The organism is Blautia sp. TM10-2, from assembly GCF_003480845.1.
GTDB lineage: Bacteria > Bacillota > Clostridia > Lachnospirales > Lachnospiraceae > Fusicatenibacter > Fusicatenibacter saccharivorans.
On record NZ_QUJZ01000012.1, the window covers coordinates 119846 to 143815 of the forward strand.

The 23970-nt window shown below is 40.8% G+C and carries 19 protein-coding genes; 17 read left to right on the forward strand and 2 right to left on the reverse strand.

Annotated elements, in window-relative coordinates; translation table 11 throughout:
• The first annotated feature begins 8 nt into the window (after positions 1-8).
• The 4 genes from DXD92_RS13425 to DXD92_RS13440 all read left to right on the forward strand — a co-directional run bounded on the left by DXD92_RS13425 (position 9) and on the right by DXD92_RS13440 (position 7488).
• On the forward strand, positions 9-2906 hold the full coding sequence (locus DXD92_RS13425) for a glycosyl hydrolase 115 family protein (protein WP_118595809.1): 2898 nt from the start codon (positions 9-11) through the stop codon (positions 2904-2906).
• A 3-nt stretch (positions 2907-2909) separates the two neighbouring features.
• Positions 2910-4055 (forward strand): glycosyl hydrolase family 8, encoded by a 1146-nt coding sequence (locus DXD92_RS13430; RefSeq protein WP_118595810.1) that lies wholly within the window; start codon positions 2910-2912, stop codon positions 4053-4055.
• A gap of 119 nt (positions 4056-4174) precedes the next feature.
• Positions 4175-5911 (forward strand): SGNH/GDSL hydrolase family protein, encoded by a 1737-nt coding sequence (locus tag DXD92_RS13435; RefSeq protein ID WP_118595811.1) that lies wholly within the window; start codon positions 4175-4177, stop codon positions 5909-5911.
• Between the two features lie 11 nt (positions 5912-5922).
• Positions 5923-7488: a glycoside hydrolase family 43 protein gene (locus tag DXD92_RS13440; RefSeq protein WP_118595812.1), complete on the forward strand. Its 1566-nt coding sequence runs from the start codon at positions 5923-5925 to the stop codon at positions 7486-7488.
• Here the strand turns inward: DXD92_RS13440 and DXD92_RS13445 are convergent.
• Entirely contained in the window at positions 7485-8366 is an 882-nt protein-coding gene (locus DXD92_RS13445) for a helix-turn-helix transcriptional regulator (protein ID WP_118595813.1), read from the reverse strand. The genes DXD92_RS13440 and DXD92_RS13445 overlap by 4 nt on opposite strands.
• A gap of 211 nt (positions 8367-8577) precedes the next feature.
• Between DXD92_RS13445 and DXD92_RS13450 the strand changes: the two genes are divergently transcribed.
• From DXD92_RS13450 to DXD92_RS13475, 7 genes are all read left to right on the forward strand, one after another.
• Entirely contained in the window at positions 8578-10335 is a 1758-nt protein-coding gene (locus DXD92_RS13450; protein ID WP_118595814.1) for a sensor histidine kinase, read from the forward strand.
• A gap of 21 nt (positions 10336-10356) precedes the next feature.
• Positions 10357-11808, forward strand: coding sequence for a response regulator transcription factor (locus DXD92_RS13455; protein ID WP_243104905.1), 1452 nt, complete (start codon positions 10357-10359; stop codon positions 11806-11808).
• A gap of 20 nt (positions 11809-11828) precedes the next feature.
• Positions 11829-11945, forward strand: a complete 117-nt coding sequence (locus DXD92_RS19540) for an AraC family transcriptional regulator (protein WP_243104906.1) — start codon at positions 11829-11831, stop codon at positions 11943-11945.
• Positions 11946-12087: 142 nt separating this feature from the next.
• Positions 12088-13758 carry an extracellular solute-binding protein gene (locus DXD92_RS13460; RefSeq protein ID WP_118595816.1) on the forward strand — a complete coding sequence of 557 codons (1671 nt, stop codon included), beginning with the start codon at positions 12088-12090 and terminating at the stop codon, positions 13756-13758.
• Between the two features lie 67 nt (positions 13759-13825).
• Positions 13826-14776, forward strand: coding sequence for an ABC transporter permease (locus tag DXD92_RS13465; RefSeq protein ID WP_118595817.1), 951 nt, complete (start codon positions 13826-13828; stop codon positions 14774-14776).
• Positions 14777-14787: 11 nt separating this feature from the next.
• Entirely contained in the window at positions 14788-15681 is an 894-nt protein-coding gene (locus DXD92_RS13470) for a carbohydrate ABC transporter permease (RefSeq protein ID WP_118595818.1), read from the forward strand.
• Between the two features lie 70 nt (positions 15682-15751).
• A complete protein-coding gene (locus DXD92_RS13475) occupies positions 15752-17359 on the forward strand; it encodes a glycoside hydrolase family 43 protein (RefSeq protein WP_118595819.1) in 1608 nt (535 codons plus the stop codon).
• A 368-nt stretch (positions 17360-17727) separates the two neighbouring features.
• Here DXD92_RS13475 and DXD92_RS13480 read toward each other — a convergent pair whose 3' ends face one another.
• Positions 17728-18342: a helix-turn-helix domain-containing protein gene (locus DXD92_RS13480; protein WP_243008134.1), complete on the reverse strand. Its 615-nt coding sequence runs from the start codon at positions 18340-18342 to the stop codon at positions 17728-17730.
• Between the two features lie 177 nt (positions 18343-18519).
• Between DXD92_RS13480 and DXD92_RS13485 the strand changes: the two genes are divergently transcribed.
• The 6 genes from DXD92_RS13485 to DXD92_RS19205 all read left to right on the forward strand — a co-directional run bounded on the left by DXD92_RS13485 (position 18520) and on the right by DXD92_RS19205 (position 23961).
• Positions 18520-18696, forward strand: coding sequence for a DNA-binding protein (locus tag DXD92_RS13485; RefSeq protein WP_118640716.1), 177 nt, complete (start codon positions 18520-18522; stop codon positions 18694-18696).
• 14 nt (positions 18697-18710) lie between these two features.
• Positions 18711-20153, forward strand: coding sequence for a plasmid recombination protein (locus DXD92_RS13490; protein ID WP_118640718.1), 1443 nt, complete (start codon positions 18711-18713; stop codon positions 20151-20153).
• 3 nt (positions 20154-20156) lie between these two features.
• Positions 20157-20531: a TnpV protein gene (locus DXD92_RS13495; protein WP_055201005.1), complete on the forward strand. Its 375-nt coding sequence runs from the start codon at positions 20157-20159 to the stop codon at positions 20529-20531.
• Positions 20532-20776: 245 nt separating this feature from the next.
• Complete coding sequence (locus DXD92_RS13500) at positions 20777-22681, forward strand: P-loop NTPase fold protein (protein WP_118640720.1); 1905 nt, start codon at positions 20777-20779, stop codon at positions 22679-22681.
• 429 nt (positions 22682-23110) lie between these two features.
• Positions 23111-23722 (forward strand): MerR family transcriptional regulator, encoded by a 612-nt coding sequence (locus tag DXD92_RS13505; protein WP_118640722.1) that lies wholly within the window; start codon positions 23111-23113, stop codon positions 23720-23722.
• Between the two features lie 113 nt (positions 23723-23835).
• Positions 23836-23961, forward strand: a complete 126-nt coding sequence (locus DXD92_RS19205; RefSeq protein WP_279220665.1) for a hypothetical protein — start codon at positions 23836-23838, stop codon at positions 23959-23961.
• Positions 23962-23970 lie beyond the last annotated feature (9 nt).

Here is a 23970-nt window from a genome sequence, read left to right on the forward strand (position 1 = left end):
GGAATCCTATGAGAATTTGTCTGGAGCAAAGTGCCTTTCCGGGCGTAATCAGAGTTACGGAAAAGGTAGCACACGATGTGGAACTTGTATCGGGAAAGAAACCGCAGATTCTGGTAGAAAAAGAGATACCGGAAACACTGGAAAGCAGCGGGGAGGACTGGACGATCATTGCCGCGACGAAAGGAAAAAGCAGCTTCCTGAAAAAGCTGGAAGAAGCCGGGAGTGCGGAATTAAAAGAGCTGGAACAAAAGAGAGAATGCTATGCATGGATTTTTCCTGAAATAAAAAACAGGACAAAATCGAACCTTCTTGTAATTGCCGGGAGCGACAAAAGAGGAACGATTTATGGCCTTTTTCATTTATCGGAAATGCTGGGAGTCTCACCGTTTGTCGACTGGTGCGGACTGATGCCGCCAAAGCAGGAAAAGATAGAACTGAGGGAAGACATGGCCTGTATCAGCAAAGAGCCATCCGTCAGATACCGGGGATTTTTTATTAATGATGAATGGCCGGCATTTGGAAACTGGTGCAATCATAATTTTGGCGGCTTTAATGCAAAAGCTTATGATCATGTATTTGAACTTTTACTCAGATTAAAAGGAAATTATCTCTGGCCGGCTATGTGGAGCGCAAGATTTGCAGATGATGGACCGGACCTCTTAAATGCGGAGCTTGCAGATGAATACGGAATTATTATGGGAATGTCACATCATGAGCCGTGCTTAAGGCAGGGGGAAGAATACAAATATCTCAGAGGTAAGAATTCTGTTTACGGAGATGCCTGGAATTTCAGAACAAACAGAGAGGGAATTACAAAATTCTGGGAAGATGGACTGAAAAGAAGCGGAAAGTTTGAAAATGTAATCACCGTCGGCATGCGTGGAGAAGCGGATACTGCGATCATGGGAAAGAATGCAACACTGGAAGATAATATTCAGTTGCTGCGGGATGTACTGAAAACGCAGAAAAAACTGATTCAGGAACGTGTAAATCCTGATCTGACCAAGGTTCCGCGCATGATAGCCTTATACAAAGAAGTAGAAGAATTTTTCTATGGAAATGAAAAAACAAAGGGACTAATGGGAGCAGAGGAGTTAGAGGATGTGATTCTGATGCTCTGTGATGATAACTATGGAAATCTCCGGACACTTCCAACAGAAGAGATGCGAAAACATGCGGGCGGCTATGGTATGTATTATCATCTGGACTACCACGGATGGCCGGTTTCCTATGAGTGGATCAACAGTTCTTATCTGCCGAAAATCTGGGAGCAGATGAGTATGGCATACGATTTTGGTGTGCGGGAACTCTGGATGGTAAATGTCGGAGACATCGCCACACAGGAATTTCCACTGAGCTTTTTTCTGGACATGGCGTATGACTTTGATCGCTGGGGAAGCAGGGCGCTTAACTGCACGCAGGAGTACACCAGAAAGTGGGTGAGACAGCAATTCGGTTCTGTGGAAGAAGAGACACAGGACACTATTGCAGACATTTTAGAGCAGTACACAAAAATCATCCACAGAAGAAGGCCGGAAGCACTGAACCCGGAGACGTATCATCCGGTGCAGGAAAAGGAAAGCAGCAGGATCTTCGAAGAAGAAGAGCAGCTTTTGAAAAAACTGCAGGACGTATATGAAACAATTGAAAAAACGAATCCGCAGAATCTGTCCGCATTTATCGCGCTTGTATATTATCCGGCATTTGGGACAATGAATCTTGTGAAGATGCAGATTCTTGCAGGCTGGAATCATTATTATGCTAATCTTGGTGCGGTCTGTGCCAATGATTATGGGGATGAAGTGGAAAGATGCATGGAACAGGATCGAAAAGCTGTGGAAATGTATCATCAGATGGATCAGGGAAGATGGTATGGAATGGGAATGTCACAGCATATTGGATTTACACACTGGAATGAAGATGAATGCAGGAATCCAGTCGTTATGCGGGTCATACCATTAAAGAAAAGATCCATCCTTGTGGCAGCAGACGGCACGGCGCAGCATGCGGAAGGAAGCCCGTGGCTGGATAACACGATGAAATTAAAGGATTTCTTAAATCCGGACTGTACCAGAGCATCCGTCACCCTATATAGCCGGAGTGATTTAAAGGCAGAGTACAAAGTTCTGAAAAAACCGGGCTGGCTGTCTGTGGAGCCGATGGAAGGATGGCTGGATGGCGTGAGCCAGAAGAAAGTGCGGCTGAATCTTACCTTGATAAAACAGAGATTACCGGAAACGAACCAGGATACTATTCAGGATTCGCTCGAGATTGCAACACCGGAAGGAAAATGTGAGATTACAGTGCCGGTTTATACAGGAAATCTACAGGATAAGAAAAATGTATTTGTGGATACAATGGGGTATCTCAGCATCGAAGCGGCACATTATGTAAATTCTGTTCCTGGAAATTACAAAGACAGACAGGTAAAATTTGAAAATCTGCAGGGATATGGAAAGACGAATTCAGCGATGAAGGCATTTCCATCCGATGCCTGCACAGTTCCGGGACAGGATGCGCCGTATCTGGAGTATCAATTTGTTTTGGAAGAAAGCGGAACATATGAAGCAGAATTCTATATGCAGCCATCCAATCCGGTTACCAGAGAGAATCAACTTCTTTATGCGGTCAGGATAAATGAAGAGATGACAGAAACCGTAAACGCAGTGGAGAAAGATTATCAGGTCGGTGATCAGGCAGAGAAATGGGCAGAAGGTGTTCTGAGTCAGATTCGAAGACAAACAGTTTCGATAAAATGCAGAGCAGGGTTCAATACACTTCGGGTCTATCATGTGACACCCGGCTTCGTTCTCGAAAAAATCGTGATTTATCCGATGGGGGAAAAGCCGGAAGAAAGTTATCTTGGACCGGCAGAAACGTATCACGGCAGACAGGAGGAAAAATAAAATATGGCAGGAGCATATGAAACAGGAGTATACCGCAATATTTTTAAAGAGTGTGGATATTCCGAAGAGGAAATTGAAAAAAGAGTGAAAGAAACATTTGAAACAATCTTTTATGGAAGTGAAGAAGAGCGTTTCTATCATGAAGCAGGTGCGGACATGGGATACATGGAGGACACCGGAAATCATGATGTCAGAACGGAGGGCATGTCATATGGAATGATGGTGTGCGTCCAGATGAACCGGAAACAGGAATTTGACCGTTTATGGAAATGGGTACGGACGTATATGTATATCGAGGATGGTCCGGGGAAGAATTATTTTGTCTGGTCGTGTGCTGTCGATGGTACAAGAAACGCGGACGGACCGGCGCCGGACGGAGAAGAATATTTTGCAATGGCGCTCTTTTTTGCTTCAAAGAGATGGGGAGATGGAGAAGGCATTTTCAATTACAGCAGCGAGGCAAGAGCGATTTTACGGGAATGTGTTCATAAGGGAGAGCCAGGGCATCCGGGAGAGCCGATGTGGAATCCGGAAAATCATCTGATCAAATTTGTTACCTCTTTTGAGTTCAGTGATCCATCCTATCATCTGCCGCACTTTTATGAGCTGTTTGCGTTGTGGGCAGATCCCTGCGATCATGAATTCTGGAAAAAGGCAGCGGACGCAAGCCGAAAATATCTTCACACGGCATGTCACTTCCGAACTGGATTATCTGCGGAATATGCAGATTATGACGGAACACCGCATGCACAGCATCAGGAGATTTTCGGCCGTCATGACTGGTACTACAGCGATGCATATCGTACGATTGCCAATATCGGAATGGATCATCTCTGGTTTGACGCGGATCCCTGGCAGACGGAAAATGCCAATAAGCTGCAGCAATTTTACTGTGAAGAACAGGCGGAACACTGGGATGGGGTATTTCTGACTGACGGCACCAGGCTGGAAGAAAAAGCACTTCATCCGACGGCAATTATTGCGGTAAATGCACAGGCCTCACTTGCCGCAGACGGACCGTATGCAGAGGAATGTGTAAGACGTTTCTGGAATACACCGCTTCGGACAGGCGAGAGACGGTATTATGATAATTTTCTGTATCTTTTTGCAATGCTTGCTTTGTCAGGAAATTACCGGATCTATCGGTAATAAAATCATATATTTTGCAGGAAGGTTTCCTATAGTTTCTCCCGGTGTACAGCACCGGGAGTTCTGTTACAATGGAGTTATCTTGAGTTAACACAGGAAAAGCAGGAGGAATAATAAGGATGGAAGGACCGAAGGCGCCAAGAGATCCGGAAAAAATGAGACCCTATTTTTATATTTTAAAGGACAAAGAAATTTTTGGATCAAAACAGGAAGATGGAACCGGAATCCAGTTCGTGTATGAGAGTGACGGAAGACTGATCAACAGTGCACAGATTGCCGGAAATATCACAGATCAGGAGGAACTGGCTTTACTGGAGAACGTAGAAGGATTTCGAAAACTGGTACACAGCATCGGAATCTCTGTGGAACTGGATGATCCCAGAGAGTCTGTTGAATTTGTGTTTCAGATGTATGGAAAAAAGGATCTCTATGGAGGGGGAACGAATCTGAAAACCAAACTGCCCGGAGATGGAATGGAGAGAAAAATAGATCTGTCCGATTATACATGGACAGAAGATGATGATATTCCGGGGCAGATAAAATTTATCTTTCAGACACCGGAATTGCTGGGAAAAGCAAGTGTAAGACTTTATTTGAATGATGGATATGATGCACCGAAAGAAACCGCAGAAGAAAAAATAGATATTCGTTCGGAAGAATACAGGGAAATGATACAAAGATCTCTGATGAATTTCGGAAATACCTGCCGGATACAGAGAGTAATTGAAAAAGCCAGAGACGGAAAAGAAGTTACGCTTGCATATATCGGCGGATCTATCACGCAGGGGGCGGGAGCAATTCCGATCCATACAAAATGTTACGCCTATCAGTCCTGCCAATTATTTCAGAAGCGCTTTGCAGCACAGGATAATGTCAGATTGATAAAAGCAGGAGTGGGAGGCACCCCTTCTGAGTTGGGGATGATCCGCTTTGACAGAGATGTTCTGCGCGGAGAGGAACAGCCGGATCTTGTAGTGATCGAATTTGCTGTTAATGATGAAGGGGATGAAACAAAGGGGGACTGCTATGAAAGCCTTGTACGTAAAGTGCTGAATCTTCCCTGGAAGCCTGCTGTAGTGCTTCTGTTTTCTGTTTTTGCAAATGACTGGAATCTTCAGGAACGCCTGAAACCGGTGGGATACTGCTATGATCTTCCGATGGTCAGTATACGGGATGCCGTAAGCCCGCAGTTTCAGATGCCAAAAGGACAGGGACGGGTTCTGACAAAAAATCAGTTCTTTTATGATATGTTTCATCCAAACAATATGGGGCACACGATTATGGCGGACTGTCTGCAGTATTTGTTTGAACAATGCGATCTCAGGAATCAATGTGGGGGTGAAACACTGGAAAGACAGATGAAGGCGGAAGAACGACTGAAAGAATGCATGAGCGAGCCACCCGCAATCGGAAAGAGTTTTGAAACAGTTCGTCTGCTGGATCGAAAAGACAGATACAGAGGAGCCGAAATTGATGAAGGTGGATTTACAGCCGTGGACAGGGAACTGCAGAGCGTCGAAATGGACGCAGAACTTACACCTGTGCCGCAGTTCCCGTATAACTGGATGTATGATGGCACCAATTCCGATAAAAACTATTTCGAAATGACGATAACCTGCAGAAGTCTGCTTCTTGTTTTTAAAGATTCCGGTGAAATTTATACGGGAAAAGCAGAGATTTCCGTAGATGGAGGATACTGTATGACAGCGGATCCGCATATCAATAACTGGCTGCATTGCAATGCGGTCATTCTTTTCCAGGAGGAAGAGAGTAAGAAACATATCGTGAGAATTACAATACCAGAAGAAGACAGGAATAAACAGTTTACGATTCTTGGATTCGGGTATGTACAGTAAAGGAGAAAGTTATGGTAACGGCAAATAATCCAATTTTATCCGGTTTTTATCCGGATCCGTCGATTTGCAGGGCGGGGGATGATTACTATATTGTAAATTCAAGTTTTGTTTATGCCCCGGGAGTTCCGATTTTTCACAGCAGAGATCTGGCACACTGGGAACAGATCGGAAATATTCTGAACCGGAAGGAGCAGCTTCCAGTAGAGGGAAGTGAAATCTCAAGAGGTATTTTTGCACCGACGATTCGTTATCATGAAGGATTATTTTATATGATAACAACAAACGTAAGCTACGGCGGAAATTTTATTGTTACAGCGAAAAAGCCGGAGGGTCCCTGGTCAGATCCGTATTATCTTGGTGAAGAAGCAGCAGGAATTGATCCAAGCCTGTTTTTTGATGAGGATGGAAAATGCTATTACTGCGGAACAAGACCAAACCCGGAAGGTGTGCGATATAATGGGGACTGGGAAATCTGGGTACAGGAACTTGATCTGAACACCATGAAACTGACAGGAGAAAGCATGACAATCTGGAAAGGTGCGGTAAAAGACTGCATCTGGCCGGAAGGGCCGCATATTTACAAAATCGGAGAATATTATTACCTGATGCATGCAGAGGGCGGTACAGGTCCGGAACACAGTATCTCAGTTGCCAGAAGCAGAAAACTGTTTCAGTGGTTTGAAGGATGCCCGAGGAACCCCATTTTTACACATCGCAATCTGGGAATGGATTATCCGGTGATTTATGCAGGCCATGGAGATCTTGTAGATGATGGACATGGAAACTGGTATGTAGTAATGCTTGCTTCACGGCCGTGCAGAAAACACAGCAGTATGGGCAGAGAGACATTTCTTGCTAAAGTGATATGGGAAAATGGATGGCCGGTCATTGCGCCTGGAGTGGGACATCTGGAAGAGCAGGTGGAAATCCCAATGGAAGAATATCGCTTTGCACAGGAAGTTACAAAATGTGATCAGATTCATTTCTGGGATAAAGAGTTGGATCAGAGACTGATTGGAATTGGCGGGTGTGATGAAACCATTTATTCGCTGAAAGAAAAAGAGGGAATGCTGCGGTTGTATCCCCGAAAAGAAAGTATTGCAGAAGCAGCCTATTGCTCCTATCTTGGATTACGGCAGAAAAGCTATCGCTTTGAAGCGGAAACAGGAGTTTTCTTTGTGCCGGAAAACGAGAAGGAAACGGCAGGTCTGGTTCTTTACCAGAATTATGAGAATCATCTGAGGATGGAAATCGCAAAAAAGCAGGAACAGAAAGTTTTTCGTGTTGTAACGTGTATCAAAGGAACAGAAACGAAAGCAGCAGAAGTTTTACTGCCAGGAGAGACGGAACAACTGCTGAAAATACGCCTGCAATGCCATGATCAGACGGCAAAAGTATGGATTGCGTCAGAAAATGGCTGGGAATGTGCGGCAGAGGAAATCAGTCTTCTTCCGTACACAACAGAAGAGGCAGGTGGTTTTGTCGGATGTACCATCGGCATGTATGCTTCTTCTAATGGAATGGAAAGCAAAAACCATGCAGACTTTGCATGGTTTACCTGCAGCAGCAGGAATTAGGGATTTTTCTGCTGCTTTTCCGGATGAATATACATATCGCGGAATTCCGTAGGCGTACATTGTTTGACAGAACGGAAGACGCGAAGAAAGGTGGAAAGACTGGAGAAACCAGACTGAAGTGCTGCCTCCGTGACAGGAATATCGGGATCGGATAAGAGCAGCATGGCATGATCAATTCTTTTGCGATTAAGGTATTTGTAATAGGTGGTATTTGTAAACTGCTTAAACAGTCTGGTAAAGTGGTATTTGCTGAAGCCTGCTGTTTTTGCAACCTGGTCAAGAGAAAGATCTTCCGTGCAGTGTTCATCAATATAATTGCAGATGGAAAGAAAACGATCCAGATATTCTTTCTGCTTTTGCGGTCCGGCATCAAAACGGCAGGATGCAAAGGCCTGGTATCTGCCGATCAGAGAAAGAATATCAAGCATGCGCGCATAGATAACAGCTTCCGAAAGAAAGGAATCCTCTTCATATTCCGAAAGAATCTGGCAGATAAGATGATAAATATCGGAATAGATGTCAGGAGCGGTCTGAGGAGTAAGAGTGAGAACCGGGGAAATCAGCGCGAGGATGGAATTGAGATCGCGGATTTTTGACACAACCGACCATTCAATCTGCAGAATAATTCGTTTTCCGTTTTCCGGTGCCACAAGAGAGTGAAGGATCCCAGGGCAGATGAAAATAATGTCGCCCTCCTGAAGAAGAACAGGTTTATCCCCGAGGAAAACCGTATAAGTCCCTTCCAGAGGCATAATGATTTCCATGGGAGTATGCCAGTGAATGGGATAGTCCTCGCAGTCTGTGTTTACAAAAAGCCGCAGACTGCTGTTCTCTTTATACGTTACGGTTTCGTGAATCCCGTCTAAATGTTCAATCATAATATTGCCTCCGGAGGACTGCTGTAAATTTGATATTATCATAATACAGTAAAACAGAGATCACAAGAGAAAAAATTGAAAGAAGAGAACTGAAAACAGAATTCCAATCTAAATCTGGATATGATAAGATAACTGTGTGAAAGATGACATTGGAAAATCCAGAAGGGAGCAGGCAGTGTCTGCTCCCTGATTCACGTGAGAGGTTCTGAGAATGAAAGAGTTGCTTCAAAAAATTGAAAAACGGATGGATGACTTTACGGTCAAAAAGAAATTATACATTTTATATATTTTTTGCGTACTGCTTCCGCTGATCATTACGGACAGCGTGGTTTTTTTAATCATAAGAAATTCCGAGATGGAAAAGCAGAAACATGATATGACCAACATTGCAAATGCGGTAAGCTACAACATCAGCAGCGTGGTAAATAATGCAGGAGAAATGGCAAAAACGATCTATACCAGCAGATATATTGATGATTTTCTATCCAGAAAATATGATACCTCTGCTCAGTATATCATGGAATACCAGGAGTTTTTCAAGGATACTTTGTTAGAAAATCTGCTGGGAATGAATCAGATTGTATTTACGATGTATACGAACAATGACACCATTGTGAAGGGAGGAAAAGTAGGTAATATAGAGGATCTGAAAGAAACGCAGGCGTATCAGAAACTGAACCAGAGTGGGGAAACAAAAGGTTTTTTCTTTGTCTATGACAAAAACAGATCCGGAACGGCAGAGGAACGCAAGGTGGTATTTCTTCAAAAACTCGATTTTTTTTCAGGAGATCAGGAAAAAATGCTGCAGTTGGAATTTGACTATGGGAACATGATGCGTACGCTTCAGAAAATGAATTTTGACAACGAAGTTTTGATCTGTGAGGAGAATCAGATTGTACTTTCCAATACGAAACATGGAAGCACAGGTTCAGACTTTGAAGAACTGGATGATAAAATAAAGAAGGGATATCATCAGACGGTCAATCTGTATGGTACGGAACTTGAGGTGTATGTCAGACGTACGGGGGAGAACGCGATTGCGAATATTGCTCATGATTTACCGAGTATTCTGCTTCTGATCCTGATTAATGCGATTCTGCCATTCTTTTTTGTACATATCCTGAATCATTCGTTCACAAAACGTATTACGGAGCTGAATGAAGTGTTTAAAAGCGTGGATTCCGAACAGCTTGTACCGATGCGTCATGAAGGCGGAAAAGATGAAATCGGAAGTATGATTCGAAGCTACAATCGAATGGCGGCCAGGACAAATGAGCTGATTCAGACAGTTTATAAAAACAAACTCGTAGAGCAGGAGATGCTTGTCAGCCGCAAAAATGCAGAACTTCTTGCCCTTCACAGCCAGATTAATCCTCATTTTCTGTTTAATGCACTTGAGAGCATCCGCATGCACAGCATTTTGAAAAATGAGAATGAAACAGCGGATATGGTTGAAAAACTGGCTGTCATGCAAAGACAGTATGTCGAATGGGGCGAGGACTCTGTGACGATTGAACAGGAAGTGGAATTTGTAAAGGCGTATCTGGCACTCCAGAAATATCGTTTCGGAGAAAGACTGAGTTATCAGATTGAGATTGATGAAGAATGCAGAAAAAGAAAGGTTCCAAAACTTACGCTGGTAACATTCGTAGAAAATGCATGTGTGCATGGAATTGAAAGTAAAGCGTCTCCAGGCTGGATTTTTGTAAGAGTATATGAACAAAACGAGCTGATCTGCATGGAAATAGAAGATACTGGGAACGGAATGGAAGAAGGCAAAAGGCAGGAACTTCTGGAAAACATGAGAAACGCAGACATTGAGATGCTGAAAAAGAAAGGAAGGGTAGGAATTGTCAATGCATGTTTAAGATTGAAAATGGTATCGGAAAATAAAGTGAAGATCGATCTGGATGGAGAAGAAGGGGTGGGTACACTGATAACAATCTGGATGCCCCTGGAGTATATGTAGTGTAGAGCAGGGAGGAGAAAAATGTTAAAAGTACTGTTGGTTGATGATGAACCCTTTATCCTGCAGGGAATTAAGGTCATCATAGACTGGGAAAAAGAAGGATTTGAAATTGCTGCGACGGCAGAAAACGGTCTGGAAGCACTGGAATATTTGAAAAAAGAAAAAGTGGATCTTATCATAGCAGATATCCGGATGCCTGGTATGACAGGTCTGGAATTACTGGAGCAGATACGAAGGGAAGAAATATCGGATGCGTATTTTGTTATTCTGAGCGGTTATGCGGAGTTTGATTACGCAAGGCGTGCCATGCAGAATAAATGTACGGAATATCTGTTAAAACCTGTTGACCGGGAAACCCTGTTAAAACTGTTGCATAAGGTTCGTGCATTATCAGACCGGGAGAGACAGGAATCAAAGGCACATGAGGAAATGGAACATGCCTATTTTTCGAGACATCTGATCTCTTTAATCCATGGAAAATACGATGATGTCAATCTTAATTACGTAAAAAAACACATGAAAGATACGCAGGGAATCCGTTATGTGGAGATTCAGAAAGAACAGCCGAACAATCTGGAAGAACAGAGCGATAAAGACCTGCGGAATTTTCAAAGAGAGCTGTATGACTGCTGCAGAGAATTTTTGAAAGAAGATGCCAAGCACTGTGTATTTGATGTTTCTGCGGATGAAAAAATATATGATATTGGTTTTGTATATTCTGAAAACCTTGCGGAGCGTCTGGGAATGGATGATAAAACATACCTTTCTGCATTCCGGCAATATCTTGTCAATAATACGAAACAGCCGGTTATTATGCTGGTTGGGAAAAAAGTACCAGATATCAGCAATGTGGCAAGATCGTATGGTAATGCCTGTATGCTCCGCTCTTTTCAGGGGTTCCGGGCACGAAAAGAAATCTATTATTATGAGGATGAAGTGCAGGTTACAGCGGCTGGAATGGTCTTATGCAAACAGGGGCTGGATCAGCTTCTTACCACCATTGAACAGAATAACCACATGGAGATCCGGAAAGCAGTAGAACAGTTTTATGAAGAAATGAGTCAGATGGGAATGAATGCTGAGAGCATGAATCTGAATATCAATTATCTGCTTTTCCAACTGATCCATCTGGCGAGTGAGCAGGATAATGACGTAAACCAGGAAGAAATCCTGCGGCTGATCAGTGAAAGCAGCTTTGAGAATGGTATCCTGCGTGGCAGTAAGGCGCATATGGCGCGCTTTGCATGTGAATACGGCGATTATCTTTCTCAGCTTCGAAAAAACGTTTCCAGGGGCGTTCTCGGCATGGTAGAAAAAGAAATCAAAGAGAATTATGCCGCCAACCTCACGCTGAAGGGTCTCAGTGAAAAATACTATGTCAACAGTGCCTATCTCGGGCAGCTGTTTCGGAAAAAATATGGTCTTTCCTTCAAGGACTATCTGAACAATTTCCGGATGGAGCAGGCCTTCTGATCCGCACGGATAAAAAAATTGTGCAGATTGCAGAAGAAGTAGGATATCATGATCTGGATTATTTTGTAAACCGTTTTATTCAGGTGAAAGGGTGCACACCGGCCAGATTCCGAAAACAGATGCAGCAGGGAAGTTAAAGAAAACAGGAAGTAAGAAACAGGGTAAATTATAGTGCGTATCTACGATCTATAATTTACCCTGTTTCTTACTATAGTTCATCCGATTGTTTCAAACCTGCAAACTGATAAAATAAATACTATCAAAGGGAGGTATTACAAGATGAAGAGAAAAAAAATTGTAAGCATGCTGCTTGCCTCGGCAATGGCAGCAACCCTGCTCGCAGGATGTGGAGCAGGAGGAAAGAGTTCCTCTAAGGGAGATTCTGACGGAGAGATAAAAGAATTTACCGCATTTTTTGCAGTCCCGGGATCCGAAATCAATGATGATAATGAGGTTCAGCAGATCATTGCAGAAAAAACAGGCGCAAAGGTAAAAGAAACCTGGCTGACGGGTCAGACGGATGTTGAGGCTATTGGCACCATGATCGCAGGAGGAGAGTATCCGGACTTTATTGAGGGCGGAAACGGACAGATGCAGTTATATGATGCCGATGCACTGGTTGCACTGGATGACTATCTGGATGATTATCCTAATATTAAAAATCTGTTCTCTGATCTTGAGTGGGAAAAATTAAGACAGGATGATGGCCATATTTACTGGATTCCACAGTTTAGCTGCATTAAAAATGAAGAAAAAGTATGTACACATAATGATGAAGCATTCTGGATTCAGGCCAGAGTCTTAAAATGGGCGGGTTATCCGGAAATTAAAACAATGGATGATTACTTTAATCTGATTGAATCCTACAACGAAGCGAATCCGACTATGGAAGACGGAACGGAAAATATTCCATACACCATCCTCTGTGACGACTGGAGATATTTCTGTCTGGAGAATGCCCCGCAGTTCCTCGACGGATATCCAAATGATGGATCCTGTATGGTAGATCCGGATACACTGACCGTTTTAGATTATAACACTTCGGATACAGCGGTTGCCTACTTCCGAAAACTGAATGAAGAGTATCAGAAGGGAATTGTAGATCCGGAATCCTTTACACAGAGTTACGATGAATATATTTCCAAACTTTCTACCGGACGTGTACTTGGAATGATTGATCAGTGGTGGGATTTCTCGAATGCAAATGATGCAATCAAACAGGCTGGACTGGATGAGCAGGGCTGCGATTATATTCCTGTTCCGGTTACGATTGATGGCCGTGACAATCAGTGGCACAATTCAGGCGGGGCATTTAATGAGTCGAGCGGTCTTGCAATTACAACAAGCTGTGAAGATGTGGAAGGAGCATTACAGTTTGTAAATGATCTTCTGGATCAGGATATTCACAATCTCAGATTTTGGGGTGTAGAGGGTACCGATTATGAGGTGGATGAAAACGGAGAATTCTACCGAACAGAGGAAGAGCGGACGAAACAGTCTGATACCGCGTACAAAGCATCTCATACCTGCCCATATTCCTACTTCCCACAGTACACTGGAACCAGTGATGATGGAATTAACGCCAATAAACCGGATGGACAGGCAAGTGAGTTCTTTGATGGATTAAATCAGGATGTAAAAGAAACCTTTGAGGCTTATGGTGTTGAGACTTATGTTGAGATGCTTGGAACAAATGAGGCACCTGGAGACTGGTATCCGATGTGGTCCTTCTCTAACAATTTCACAACAGATACACCTGGCGGAGTTGCATGGAACAAAATTGCAGATGTAAAACATGAGCAGCTTCCGCAGGTTGTTATGGCAAAAGATTTTGACGCGGCATGGGATACCTACATGGATGCTTACAATGCATGCCACCCGGAAGACTTTATCAGTGAACTGCAGACTGAATTAGACACAAGAATGGAGCAGGCAGCGAAGTTCAAATAAAAAATGAAATTTTGAAGCGGGCAGATGTGAAAAATTTCATCTGCCCGTTTTTTTAAGGAGTGAGGTCATGTCTTTAGCGAGAACAAAATCAAAAACAAAAGAGCCCAGAACAAAAATCACATGGAAAGAAATCAAAAGACAGAAAGTCCTGCTTTTCTGGGCAGCAATTATCGTAGCATATGGTGTGATTTTCTATTACCTTCCGCTTGCTGGCTGGGCAATGGCATTTCAGAACTACAAACCGAAACTAGGAATCCTGCATTCAGAGTTTGTAGGATTAGAAAAATTCCGGACACTGTTCTCAGATATGACGTTTATCCGTGTTATCCGGAATACTCTGGCAATGGGAGTTATCAATCTTGTTGTAACTTTCGTAACGGCAATTGCGTTTGCAATTTTATTAAATGAAATCAGAAGCCATATAGGAAAAAAAGTGGTTCAGACCATTTCCTATCTGCCGCATTTCCTTTCGTGGATTATTGTAACCGGTATTCTGCATGATATGCTTTCCGGAACTGGTATTGTAAATGAAGTTCTGGTGAATCTGCATATCATCAAACAGCCAATTAACTTTTTTGCACATACGAGCTACTTCTGGCCTATTGTTGCTTTTGCAAATGTGTGGAAGGAAACCGGCTGGAATGCCATTATTTATCTGGCAGCAATCACAGCAATTGATCCATCTTTATATGAGGCGGCATCCATAGACGGCGCCGGAAGGTGGAATAAAATTAAGTACGTGACACTTCCTGGAATCAAACCGACCATTATGATTCTTCTCCTGATGAACGTAGGCAACGTTTTGAATGCCGGATTTGAAATTCAGTATCTTTTAGGAAACGGCCTGGTACAGAGAGTATCACAGACCATTGATATCTACGTATTGAAATGGGGTATCAGCCAGGGCGATTATGCAATCGGTACGGCAGCAGGTATTTTCAAGAGTGCAGTCAGCATTATACTGATTATGATCGCAAACCAGATTGCAAAACGCAATGGCGAAGAGCGATTGTTCTAAGGAGGTTCATCATGGCAAAAAAAACTGGAAAAAAGACCGGAAAATTGGATCTGTTTCCGATAATAAATGGTATTATCATGGTACTGTTTATAGTCATTACACTGTATCCGGTATTAAATACACTGGCAATATCATTAAACGATGGTACAGATGCCCTTCGCGGAGGAATTTATCTGCTGCCAAGAAAATTCACATGGAAAAACTATATCACCGTTCTTCAGAAGGATAACCTGATCACGGGCGCATATATCACAGTGGCGCGAACCATCATCGGAACGCTGCTGGCACTGGTAGCAAATGCAATCCTGGCGTTTATTGTAAGCAGAAAACGCTTTCTGTTTAAAAAAGAATTATCCTTATTCTGGGTTATCACCATGTATGTCAACGGTGGAATGATTCCTACATTCCTGCTGTACAAACAACTTGGCCTGACAAACAGTTTCGGGGTATATGTAATTCCTGGAATGGTCAGTGCGTTCAATATGCTGGTAATCCGTACCTATATGAACGGAATTTCCGACAGTCTGGAAGAGTCCGCGCAGCTTGACGGTGCAGGATATACCACGATTTTTCTGAAGATTTATTCACCGCTCTGTAAGCCGGTATATGCAACCGTAGCATTATTTGTGGCGGTAGGACAGTGGAACTCCTGGTTTGATGCGATGCTGTACAACAGAATGAACAGCAATCTGACGACCCTTCAGTATGAGCTTATGAAACTCTTATCATCGGTTACGAATCAGGGAACCTCTGTGGAAGCAATGAAAAATGCAGCCGGTTCGGTCACACCGACGTCGGTCCGTGCAGCAGCAACCATTATTACCATGCTTCCAATTATTTGTATTTATCCATTTTTACAGAAATACTTTGTTGCCGGGCTTACTCTTGGCGGAGTAAAAGAATAAAGATACTGCATTTTATCCAGGGTCATGCTGTTTTGGCATGACCCTGAAATATTATATGAGGAGAGAGCATATGAAGATAGCAGGAAAAAATCCAATTACAGAACTGGATTATCCGGATCCAGATGTCATCCGGGTAGATGATACGTATTACATGGTAAGCACTACAATGCACTTTATGCCGGGGTGTGAGATTCTGCGGTCGTATGACCTCATTCACTGGGAACATCTGAGCTATGTGTATGAAAGACTGGACAGCACAGAGGAACAGAGGCTTGTTGGTGAGAAAAACTGCTATGGAAAAGGCATGTGGGCCGCATCGCTCCGATACCATAAAGGGATGTATTATATTTGCTTTGTGGCGAATGATACCGGAAAAACATACCTTTATACTGCTGATGATATCGAAGGACCATGGGAAAAACGCATCATAGAAGGCTTTTATCATGACTGCTCACTTTTGTTTGAGGATGATCATGTTTATATTGTTTCCGGCAATAGAAATGTTCGTCTGCAGGAATTGAAAAAAGATCTGGGCGGTCCAAAGGAAGGCGGACTGGATCGGATTCTGGTCAGTGATAGTCGGAATCCGGGGCTTGGTTTTGAAGGAAGTCATTTTTATAAAATCAATGGAATGTATTATTTATTCCTGATTCATTCCCTTCCGGACAGGTGGATGCGGACGCAGGCATGCTATGTATCAGACAGCCTGACGGGAGAATTTAGAGGCGGAGATGTGTTGTGTGATACCATGGGGTATTGCGGCCAGGGCGTTGCGCAGGGAGGAATTGTGGATACGCCGGATCATAAATGGTACGCCGTACTTTTCCAGGACAGAGGTGCTGTCGGCAGAATCCCGGTTCTTGTGCCAGTAAAATGGGAGAAAAATGTCAGAGTTACCTATATGCCGGCGCCGGGCGAACAAAAAGAGCAGATCATAAAAGAAAATTATCCGGTATTGGGTGATTCGGGAAGGGCACTCTGTGAAGTGGAAACAAAAAGCACAAGACCGGAGGAACAGTATCATTCGCTTGTGGAGAGTGATGATTTTTCAGAATGGAATCCGGACCAGAAACGGCTGTTTGGAACGTTTGGATGGAAGAGCTGCTGGCAGTTCAATCACGAACCGGAACTTTCCTGGATTGAGAATGATGCAGAAAAAGGGTGCCTCCGAATGAGCTGTAAAAAGCAGTGCAAAAATGTCACGCAGGCAGTAAATACGATCACCCAGAGGATGAAGTTTCCGATGTGCATAACAGAAGTAACCGTTGATGCGGAAAGACTGAAGGACGGAGATTATGCAGGTATGTGTGCATTACAGGGATGTTACGGCATGGCGGCAGTTACAAAGCGTGATGGACGGATGTTTCTGGTTATGAGATCTCTCGAAGCGGAAAATGACAGCCTGGAAGGAAATCAGGGCAACAGTGAAGAAAACGAATGGGAAGCAGTGGCGGTTGAATCATCGAAAATAAGAATCCGGATGGAAGCGGATTTCCAGAACCAGCACGATAAAGTCCGGTTTTTATATTGGAGCGATGAAAAATGGAAACAGATCGGACCATGGCATCAGCTCTATTTCAAAATGGATCATTTCACAGGATGCAGAGTTGGACTGTTTGCCTATGCAACGAAAGAAGCAGGGGGAATCGCAGAATTCGGCAGATTCCGATATTTTTAACAAAAAGTTCCCGCCCCGGCATTTATAAGTGAAATTCCGTTGAATTTCTGGAAACTGCTGGTGATCTTTCTGGAGAGAACCATCATTGCCATTCCGCTGATCGTGAAGGTGGACGTACTGTAGGATCAGGACGTGTTGCTACAGTTATCGAATAATTATAGCATAACATCTTAATTATATATATTGAGTACCGCAAGGTACATTGTGTCCAAACGTAAGATACCCCGGAACCGTAAGGTTTCCGGGGTTTTTCTGTTGAGTAAAAAGTTTAAAATAAGGCTGTAAAGAATAGCGAATATATTAAAAACAGGCAGGTATGGGAAGAAACTGAAAATCTTCGCATATATGCCTGTGATACTGTTATGATACTATTTCTGTTCGTTATTGGAAAATTTCTGTGCTAAAAGTTCATCTCGTTTACGGATTCGGGTTTCAAAATCCAGTTCTTCAATTTCTTTATGGGTGACGGGTTTGGAAGTGTAGTATTCCAACGTCTGTTTCTTCCACATATCAAACATATCTTTACCTGTGAAATAAGATTCCAGGCTTTCTCTGTTCTCCTGCAGATCGGCAAGAAAATTACACATATCTGCATTTAAAGAGTGTTCCGGATCATTTCCATAAAAGCGAAGTCCGGCATACCATTTCTGTGTTTCTGTTTCTATATCACCGGGAAATTTATTATTTATATCCAGTTCATACCGGAGTTCATTGGATTCATTCATCTGCAATAAAACCCAAATAATATCGCTGAGAGTAGAAATCTGTACTTTATTTTCAGATAATCCAAATAACCAGTCCAGTGAGACATGAAATTTCTGAGCAATAGTCAATAACACATCATTGGAGGGAGTAACCACACCATTTTCATAACTGGATAAAGTTGACTGACGTATACCGATAGCTGCGGAAAAGTTTTTCTGATTCATCTTCAGATCAGTTCGCAGCTCTTTTATTTTTTCTGAAATAGATGATTCCTGCATATTATCCACCTCCTTAAAAGCTATGATTAGTATATCACAAATGATAAAAATCAACAATATAGAAAAATATCATTCATACAGATAAAAATTATTGACAATGATTATTTAAAATGATATAGTATCAGTGAAAATGATAATTATAGATAAGGAGAAAATGATATGTAGAGACAGAACTATATGATTACAGCGGAAGAAGTTGCAGAGAGCATGGGGATTTCACTTGGATATGCTTACAAACTGCTTCGCAAACTGAACAAAGAGCTTGCAGATCAGGGATATGTAACCGTTTCGGGCAAGATACCGAGGGCATTCTGGGAAAAGAAATTTTATGGATATTCCCAGATTGCAATGTAAGGGGGTGAGAAAGTATGGCAGCATACAAAGATGAAGAAAGAGGAACCTGGTATGTTTCATTTTATTATGAGGACTGGACAGGAGCCAAAAAGCGAAAAGTAAAAAGAGGATTCCGCACTAAGAAAGAAGCATTAAATTTTGAAGCGGAGTATAAAAGAACAGCGAAAGCAGACATGGATAAAGAACTGTTTGATGAAGCTGTAGAACGATATAATATCGGGAAAAGAAAAGATCGACAGATTACAAATTACTATGAAAAAATCCGGCAGGGCAAACAGGAAAAATTGTTCCATGAAGTGATTTTCCAGATTGGAAATCGAGAAGATATGGCTGTCGGAACAGCAGAAGGAGGTCAGGCTGTAAAAGTACTGGATGAGTATGTAAAGGACTTCCAGAAACGGAATCCAACGCTACGGGTATTTGGTTGTTATCTACATCAGGATGAAGCTACGCCACATCTACATATTGATTTTATTCCTTATGTAACTGATTGGAAAGGAAAAGGAATGGACACCAGAGTTTCGCTGAAACAGGCATTAAAAAGTCTTGGATTTCAAGGTGGGAATAAGCATGATACTGAGTTAAACCAGTGGATGAACCATGAAAAAGAAGTTCTGGCAGGGATTGCAAAAGAGCATGGTATTGAATGGGAACAGAAAGGCAGTCATGAGGAACATCTGGATGTCTATAACTTCAAGAAAAAAGAACGGAAAAAGGAAGTACAGAAATTAGAGCAGGAGAAAGAGTATCTAACTGCAGAAAACGAAGAACTGACAGCACAAATTGCGGAATCCAGAGCAGATATTCAGATTTTAAAAGACGATAAGGAACAGGCAATTAGGGAGAAGCAAGAAGCAGAACAAAGGGCAGAGGACGCAGAAAAAGAACTAAAAAGTCTGGAAGATCGTCGGAATGTGCTACAACCAATCATGGATAATGCCAGTAAGGAAATAAAAGAATATGGAATGATTAAGACGTTTTTACCGGAGGCAGGAACATTTGAACGTGCAGTACCTTACAGGGAGAATAAAATCAAGCCATTGTTTATCAAGATGAAGAATCAGATTGCTGCATTAGCTGGAAAGGTTGTAGAACTTAACAAAATGGTAGAAAGCTGGAAAAATAAATATCAAAAATCTGTTGAGGAATGTGATAATATCCAGAAACAGTTAGACGATGTACGTAAGGAAAATGGAAAATTATCAAATGATAATCAACGTTTACAAGAGACTTCGGACAGATATGACAGAGTGGTGCGTATTCTGGGAATGGAAACTGTAGAGGATGTGGTGCAGCAGGACATTAAAGAACAAAGGGCACTGGAAGAAAAACGGCGAATGGAGCAAATGCCAAAGGGAAGCGTTCTGAAACAGTTGGAATGGGCGACTCAAAAGAGTCAGATTGAAAACCAACAACGTAAGAAAAATAAAACAAAATACAAAGGATTGGAGATTTAGACTATGAAAAAACAAATTTATGATGAGAAAAATGGAATGAGCTATACGTTGCATGGAGATTACTATTTGCCGGATCTGGTTTTAAGAGAAGAAGAACCGACATATGGAAAATATGGAATGTTACGAAAGCAGTTCTTAAAAGAACACAGATCAGCAAGGTATCAGTATTTGTTATTGACTGGAAAGCTGAATGAACATCTGAATCAGATTGATCAAGAATCCAGAAAACAGATGGAAATGCTTATGGGACAGATGGTAGAAAGACAAGGTGTAACTGAGGAATTAAAGGTACAGGATCAGATGAAGTGGGTTAGGTTAATGAATAATATAAAAGCCAGTGCAGAAGAAATTGTATTGAAAAATATGGTATATGTGTAAGTTGTGAAGGGCGGTCGATAAGATCGCTCATTTACACTTTTGTATCTATTAGAATAGCACTTTAGAAAGCACTATGGTAAAATAAGGTGAAGGCAAGTTCGAAATTTGGGATATAGACTGATAAAATTAAAGAGTTTGGTATAGGGTAATATTTATTAACAATGTGGGGATGAAAAATTTTCAATAGAATGAATTTGTTTAGATAATATGATAATTAAGAAACATTTTGGTATTCGGAGGAAAGAATGAATCTTATTGAAGAATTAAAAAATTATTGTGATATAAATAATCCGGTTGGTGCACTAATGTTGTCTGGAGAGTGGGGATGTGGTAAAACATATCTTATTAAAACCAAATTTATCCCATCAGTGAAAGATACATATGTTTTTGTATGTATTAGTTTATTTGGTATAGACTCTTTAGATAAATTAAGAGTTGAGGTAAAGAAAAAATGGTTGGAGAAAGCAAGCGAATTTGATAGTCTGAATGGAACAAAGGTTTCAAGAGTAGCAGATTCTTGTAGAAGAATATTTGACACAATCAAGGATAGGTTGCCTGAAAATTGGCAAAAAAAAGGAGAAGTAGTTTCTTCTATTATGGACTTGATTAATTTTATGCCTATAAGTAATAGAATGTTTGAAAAAAAAGTTATACTTGTTTTTGATGATTTAGAGAGAACTAATATTTCTTGTACAGATCTTCTGGGATGCATTAATGATTATTGTGAAAATCAGGGCTTTAATACGATTATTGTTGCAAATGAAGAAAAAATAAAAGATAGATCAGATAATGAATTATCATATCGTGAAATTAAAGAAAAAATAGTGCAAAGAGTTATTCCATTTGTTCCTGACTATGAAGAAGTAGTTTCTAATTCTATAGAATTAATGTCTTGTGGTATAGAATATAAAGGGCTTCTCAGAAAAAATGAGAAATTATTAGTTAAAATTTTGTCAGGTGATTTTAATGATAACGCAATCATTGAACAGTATAAGGCTAAAAATTACAAACTTGGTAGTAACAAGGAAAGAGAAGAATGTCAAAAAGAAGAGGAAGAACTTCGAAAACTGTTAGCACAAAGACCACATAATATACGAAGTTTTAAATGTGCTATTCAAGACTTTGAACGTGTATATAATAAGTTGGTCAAAGAGGACATTCAAGACTGTAGTAATTGGCTTCTTTCCTTTACATGTCTTATGATGACGAATAAAGCAGGATTGCTTCAGGAAATTACAAGATACGGACATTTGTTTTGGTATCTTAATGTAGAAAAACTTTATCCCGAATTGTTTGACGATAATTTTATAGTGGATGGATTCTCAAAGTGGGTTATTCAAGGGGAGTGGAATGAGGATGTTATTTCGAAAGAGATACAGTTGTTTTTGAAAAAAGAGAAAGCGGCTACCCCACTTGAAATTCTTAGAACATATAATTTACCTGAAGTTGATGAAGAAATAATTGATGAAGGATTTAAAGATTTATTAATAGAAGTATATGCAGGAAATTTATCTTTAGATGAGTATATCCTTTTCCTTTATAATTGTTGCTATTCTAGAATGTATGACTTTGATTTACCTACGATCGATTGGGAAAAAGTGAGAGAGGGTATTAGAAAGCAAATAAAATATTTAGTTGAATCTGATGAAAAAGACAGCCATTCTCACAGAATGATTGGGGATGACAGTAAAGAACATTTCACAGAAGATGAATGGTCAGCATACCAGATTATAAAAGAATTTAGAGATAATAATGTGTGGATTTATGAAAAAAATCAAAAGCTCTATATTGATTTGATTAGTTCAGACTTGAATGTTGCATTTAGAGAGCTGAGTAATAAAAGATACAATAAATTTTCTCTTGAGATGGAAGCAGCAACAATTAATGCATTTAAGAATGCTGATAATATGGATAAAAATCATTTTTCAGGGTGGTTTGTTGGGATTTGGGGACAGTACAGTAATTCACCAGAGATTGAGGGGCAAGGCACAACGGTATCACTCAAAAAGTTAAGAGATGATTTGAATTCTGTAATGCAGGAATATAAAGAAAAAGGCAAGAACATTGCGGCTGGGCATACACAAAATTTTATAAAAAAACTAGAGGCCATTATAAAAACGGAAAGTGAAGATACAACAGTCGAACAGTAACGGGCTAGCTTGTTTTGGGCTATATAGAATAAAAAATTTTTGACATTTTCACACATGCGTGCTAATATGATTATAGATAAAGAGTGCTACCGATAGACGGTTAGTCCGATATATGTTTTGACAAAAATTGCCGCTTAGTTTACCAGACCAGGGCGGCTATTTTTGTGGTTTATTATTATCCTTGCCAAAGGTATATCCAAGACCAAAGCAGGTTAAGCCGAAGCTCACTACTGCTATAAAATCAACAATACTCATGGCTTAGCCCTCCTTTCCAGTGGATTCTCTTTCGAGTTTCTATGTAATCAGAGGGTCACAGTCCCTCTGCTGAAGGACTAACCGCCTACCGTTATGATAGCACCCATGATGTAAATTATAGCAGTCAGGGACATTGTATGCAATAAAAAAATACGAAACATAAAAGAGGCTGTAATGAAGATAAAAGATGTTGAAAAACGAACTGGAATTACAAGTTATAATATCAGATTTTATGAGAAAGAAAATTTATTAATTCCGAAAAGAAATCCTGTAAATGGATATCGTGAATATACAGAGGAAGATATTCTTTTGTTAAATCGTATAAAAATGTTAAGGATGTTAGATATTCCGGTTTCAGATATTAGAAAAATATTATATGAAAAGGAAGCATTAACCAGCGTTTTAAATACACATTTGCTTAAAATTAAAGAAGAAGAAAATAGACTTAGGCAGAATTATTTTTTATGCGAAGAGTTGATAAAAATGGATATGAGTGTGACTGATTTATCAGAAGAGATGTTAGATAAAATGATATCAGGAAAAGAGGAATATATTTACCAATTGGAGAGAATAAAACGGCAGGACAGGATACAAAAAATTTTCGATATTTCTAAATTAATTGTTTGTATTGTAGGGGGAGTAATTGCTGTCATTATGTGCGTGCAATTATATTTGGAATTATGTAATACATATATGAGTGTTCCGTTTAAAGTAATAACTTTTGTTTTGGGTTTGATTTTGGTTGTTTCAATATTACGGATTATAGTGTGTAATGAAACAAAATAAGAATGCGAAGATATTTTTGAGAAAAAGAGGACAAATAGAAAATGTTCTCTTTTTTTCTTGACCTTAAACTTCCTCTAAGGTGTATATATAAGAAAAACAGGGAGGCGAGAGATATGTATGTAAATGTAGAAAATGTAAATTTTGCTTATGATAAGAAGCCAATATTACATGATATTAATTTTGGAATGAATAAGGTGCAAATTCCGGCTCATCTGACCACGCATTCCGCTAAGAGCTGATCAGTCTTT

What these genes read in the sequence shown, in the direction of transcription:
- DXD92_RS13425 (WP_118595809.1), top strand. Translation starts at nt 9, where the DNA reads ATGAGAATTTGTCTGGAGCAAAGTGCCTTTCCGGGCGTAATCAGAGTT.
- DXD92_RS13430 (WP_118595810.1), top strand. Translation starts at nt 2,910, where the DNA reads ATGGCAGGAGCATATGAAACAGGAGTATACCGCAATATTTTTAAAGAG.
- DXD92_RS13435 (WP_118595811.1), top strand. Translation starts at nt 4,175, where the DNA reads ATGGAAGGACCGAAGGCGCCAAGAGATCCGGAAAAAATGAGACCCTAT.
- DXD92_RS13440 (WP_118595812.1), top strand. Translation starts at nt 5,923, where the DNA reads ATGGTAACGGCAAATAATCCAATTTTATCCGGTTTTTATCCGGATCCG.
- DXD92_RS13445 (WP_118595813.1), bottom strand. Translation starts at nt 8,366, where the DNA reads ATGATTGAACATTTAGACGGGATTCACGAAACCGTAACGTATAAAGAG.
- DXD92_RS13450 (WP_118595814.1), top strand. Translation starts at nt 8,578, where the DNA reads ATGAAAGAGTTGCTTCAAAAAATTGAAAAACGGATGGATGACTTTACG.
- DXD92_RS13455 (WP_243104905.1), top strand. Translation starts at nt 10,357, where the DNA reads ATGTTAAAAGTACTGTTGGTTGATGATGAACCCTTTATCCTGCAGGGA.
- DXD92_RS13460 (WP_118595816.1), top strand. Translation starts at nt 12,088, where the DNA reads ATGAAGAGAAAAAAAATTGTAAGCATGCTGCTTGCCTCGGCAATGGCA.
- DXD92_RS13465 (WP_118595817.1), top strand. Translation starts at nt 13,826, where the DNA reads ATGTCTTTAGCGAGAACAAAATCAAAAACAAAAGAGCCCAGAACAAAA.
- DXD92_RS13470 (WP_118595818.1), top strand. Translation starts at nt 14,788, where the DNA reads ATGGCAAAAAAAACTGGAAAAAAGACCGGAAAATTGGATCTGTTTCCG.
- DXD92_RS13475 (WP_118595819.1), top strand. Translation starts at nt 15,752, where the DNA reads ATGAAGATAGCAGGAAAAAATCCAATTACAGAACTGGATTATCCGGAT.
- DXD92_RS13480 (WP_243008134.1), bottom strand. Translation starts at nt 18,342, where the DNA reads ATGCAGGAATCATCTATTTCAGAAAAAATAAAAGAGCTGCGAACTGAT.
- DXD92_RS13485 (WP_118640716.1), top strand. Translation starts at nt 18,520, where the DNA reads ATGATTACAGCGGAAGAAGTTGCAGAGAGCATGGGGATTTCACTTGGA.
- DXD92_RS13490 (WP_118640718.1), top strand. Translation starts at nt 18,711, where the DNA reads ATGGCAGCATACAAAGATGAAGAAAGAGGAACCTGGTATGTTTCATTT.
- DXD92_RS13495 (WP_055201005.1), top strand. Translation starts at nt 20,157, where the DNA reads ATGAAAAAACAAATTTATGATGAGAAAAATGGAATGAGCTATACGTTG.
- DXD92_RS13500 (WP_118640720.1), top strand. Translation starts at nt 20,777, where the DNA reads ATGAATCTTATTGAAGAATTAAAAAATTATTGTGATATAAATAATCCG.
- DXD92_RS13505 (WP_118640722.1), top strand. Translation starts at nt 23,111, where the DNA reads ATGAAGATAAAAGATGTTGAAAAACGAACTGGAATTACAAGTTATAAT.
- DXD92_RS19205 (WP_279220665.1), top strand. Translation starts at nt 23,836, where the DNA reads ATGTATGTAAATGTAGAAAATGTAAATTTTGCTTATGATAAGAAGCCA.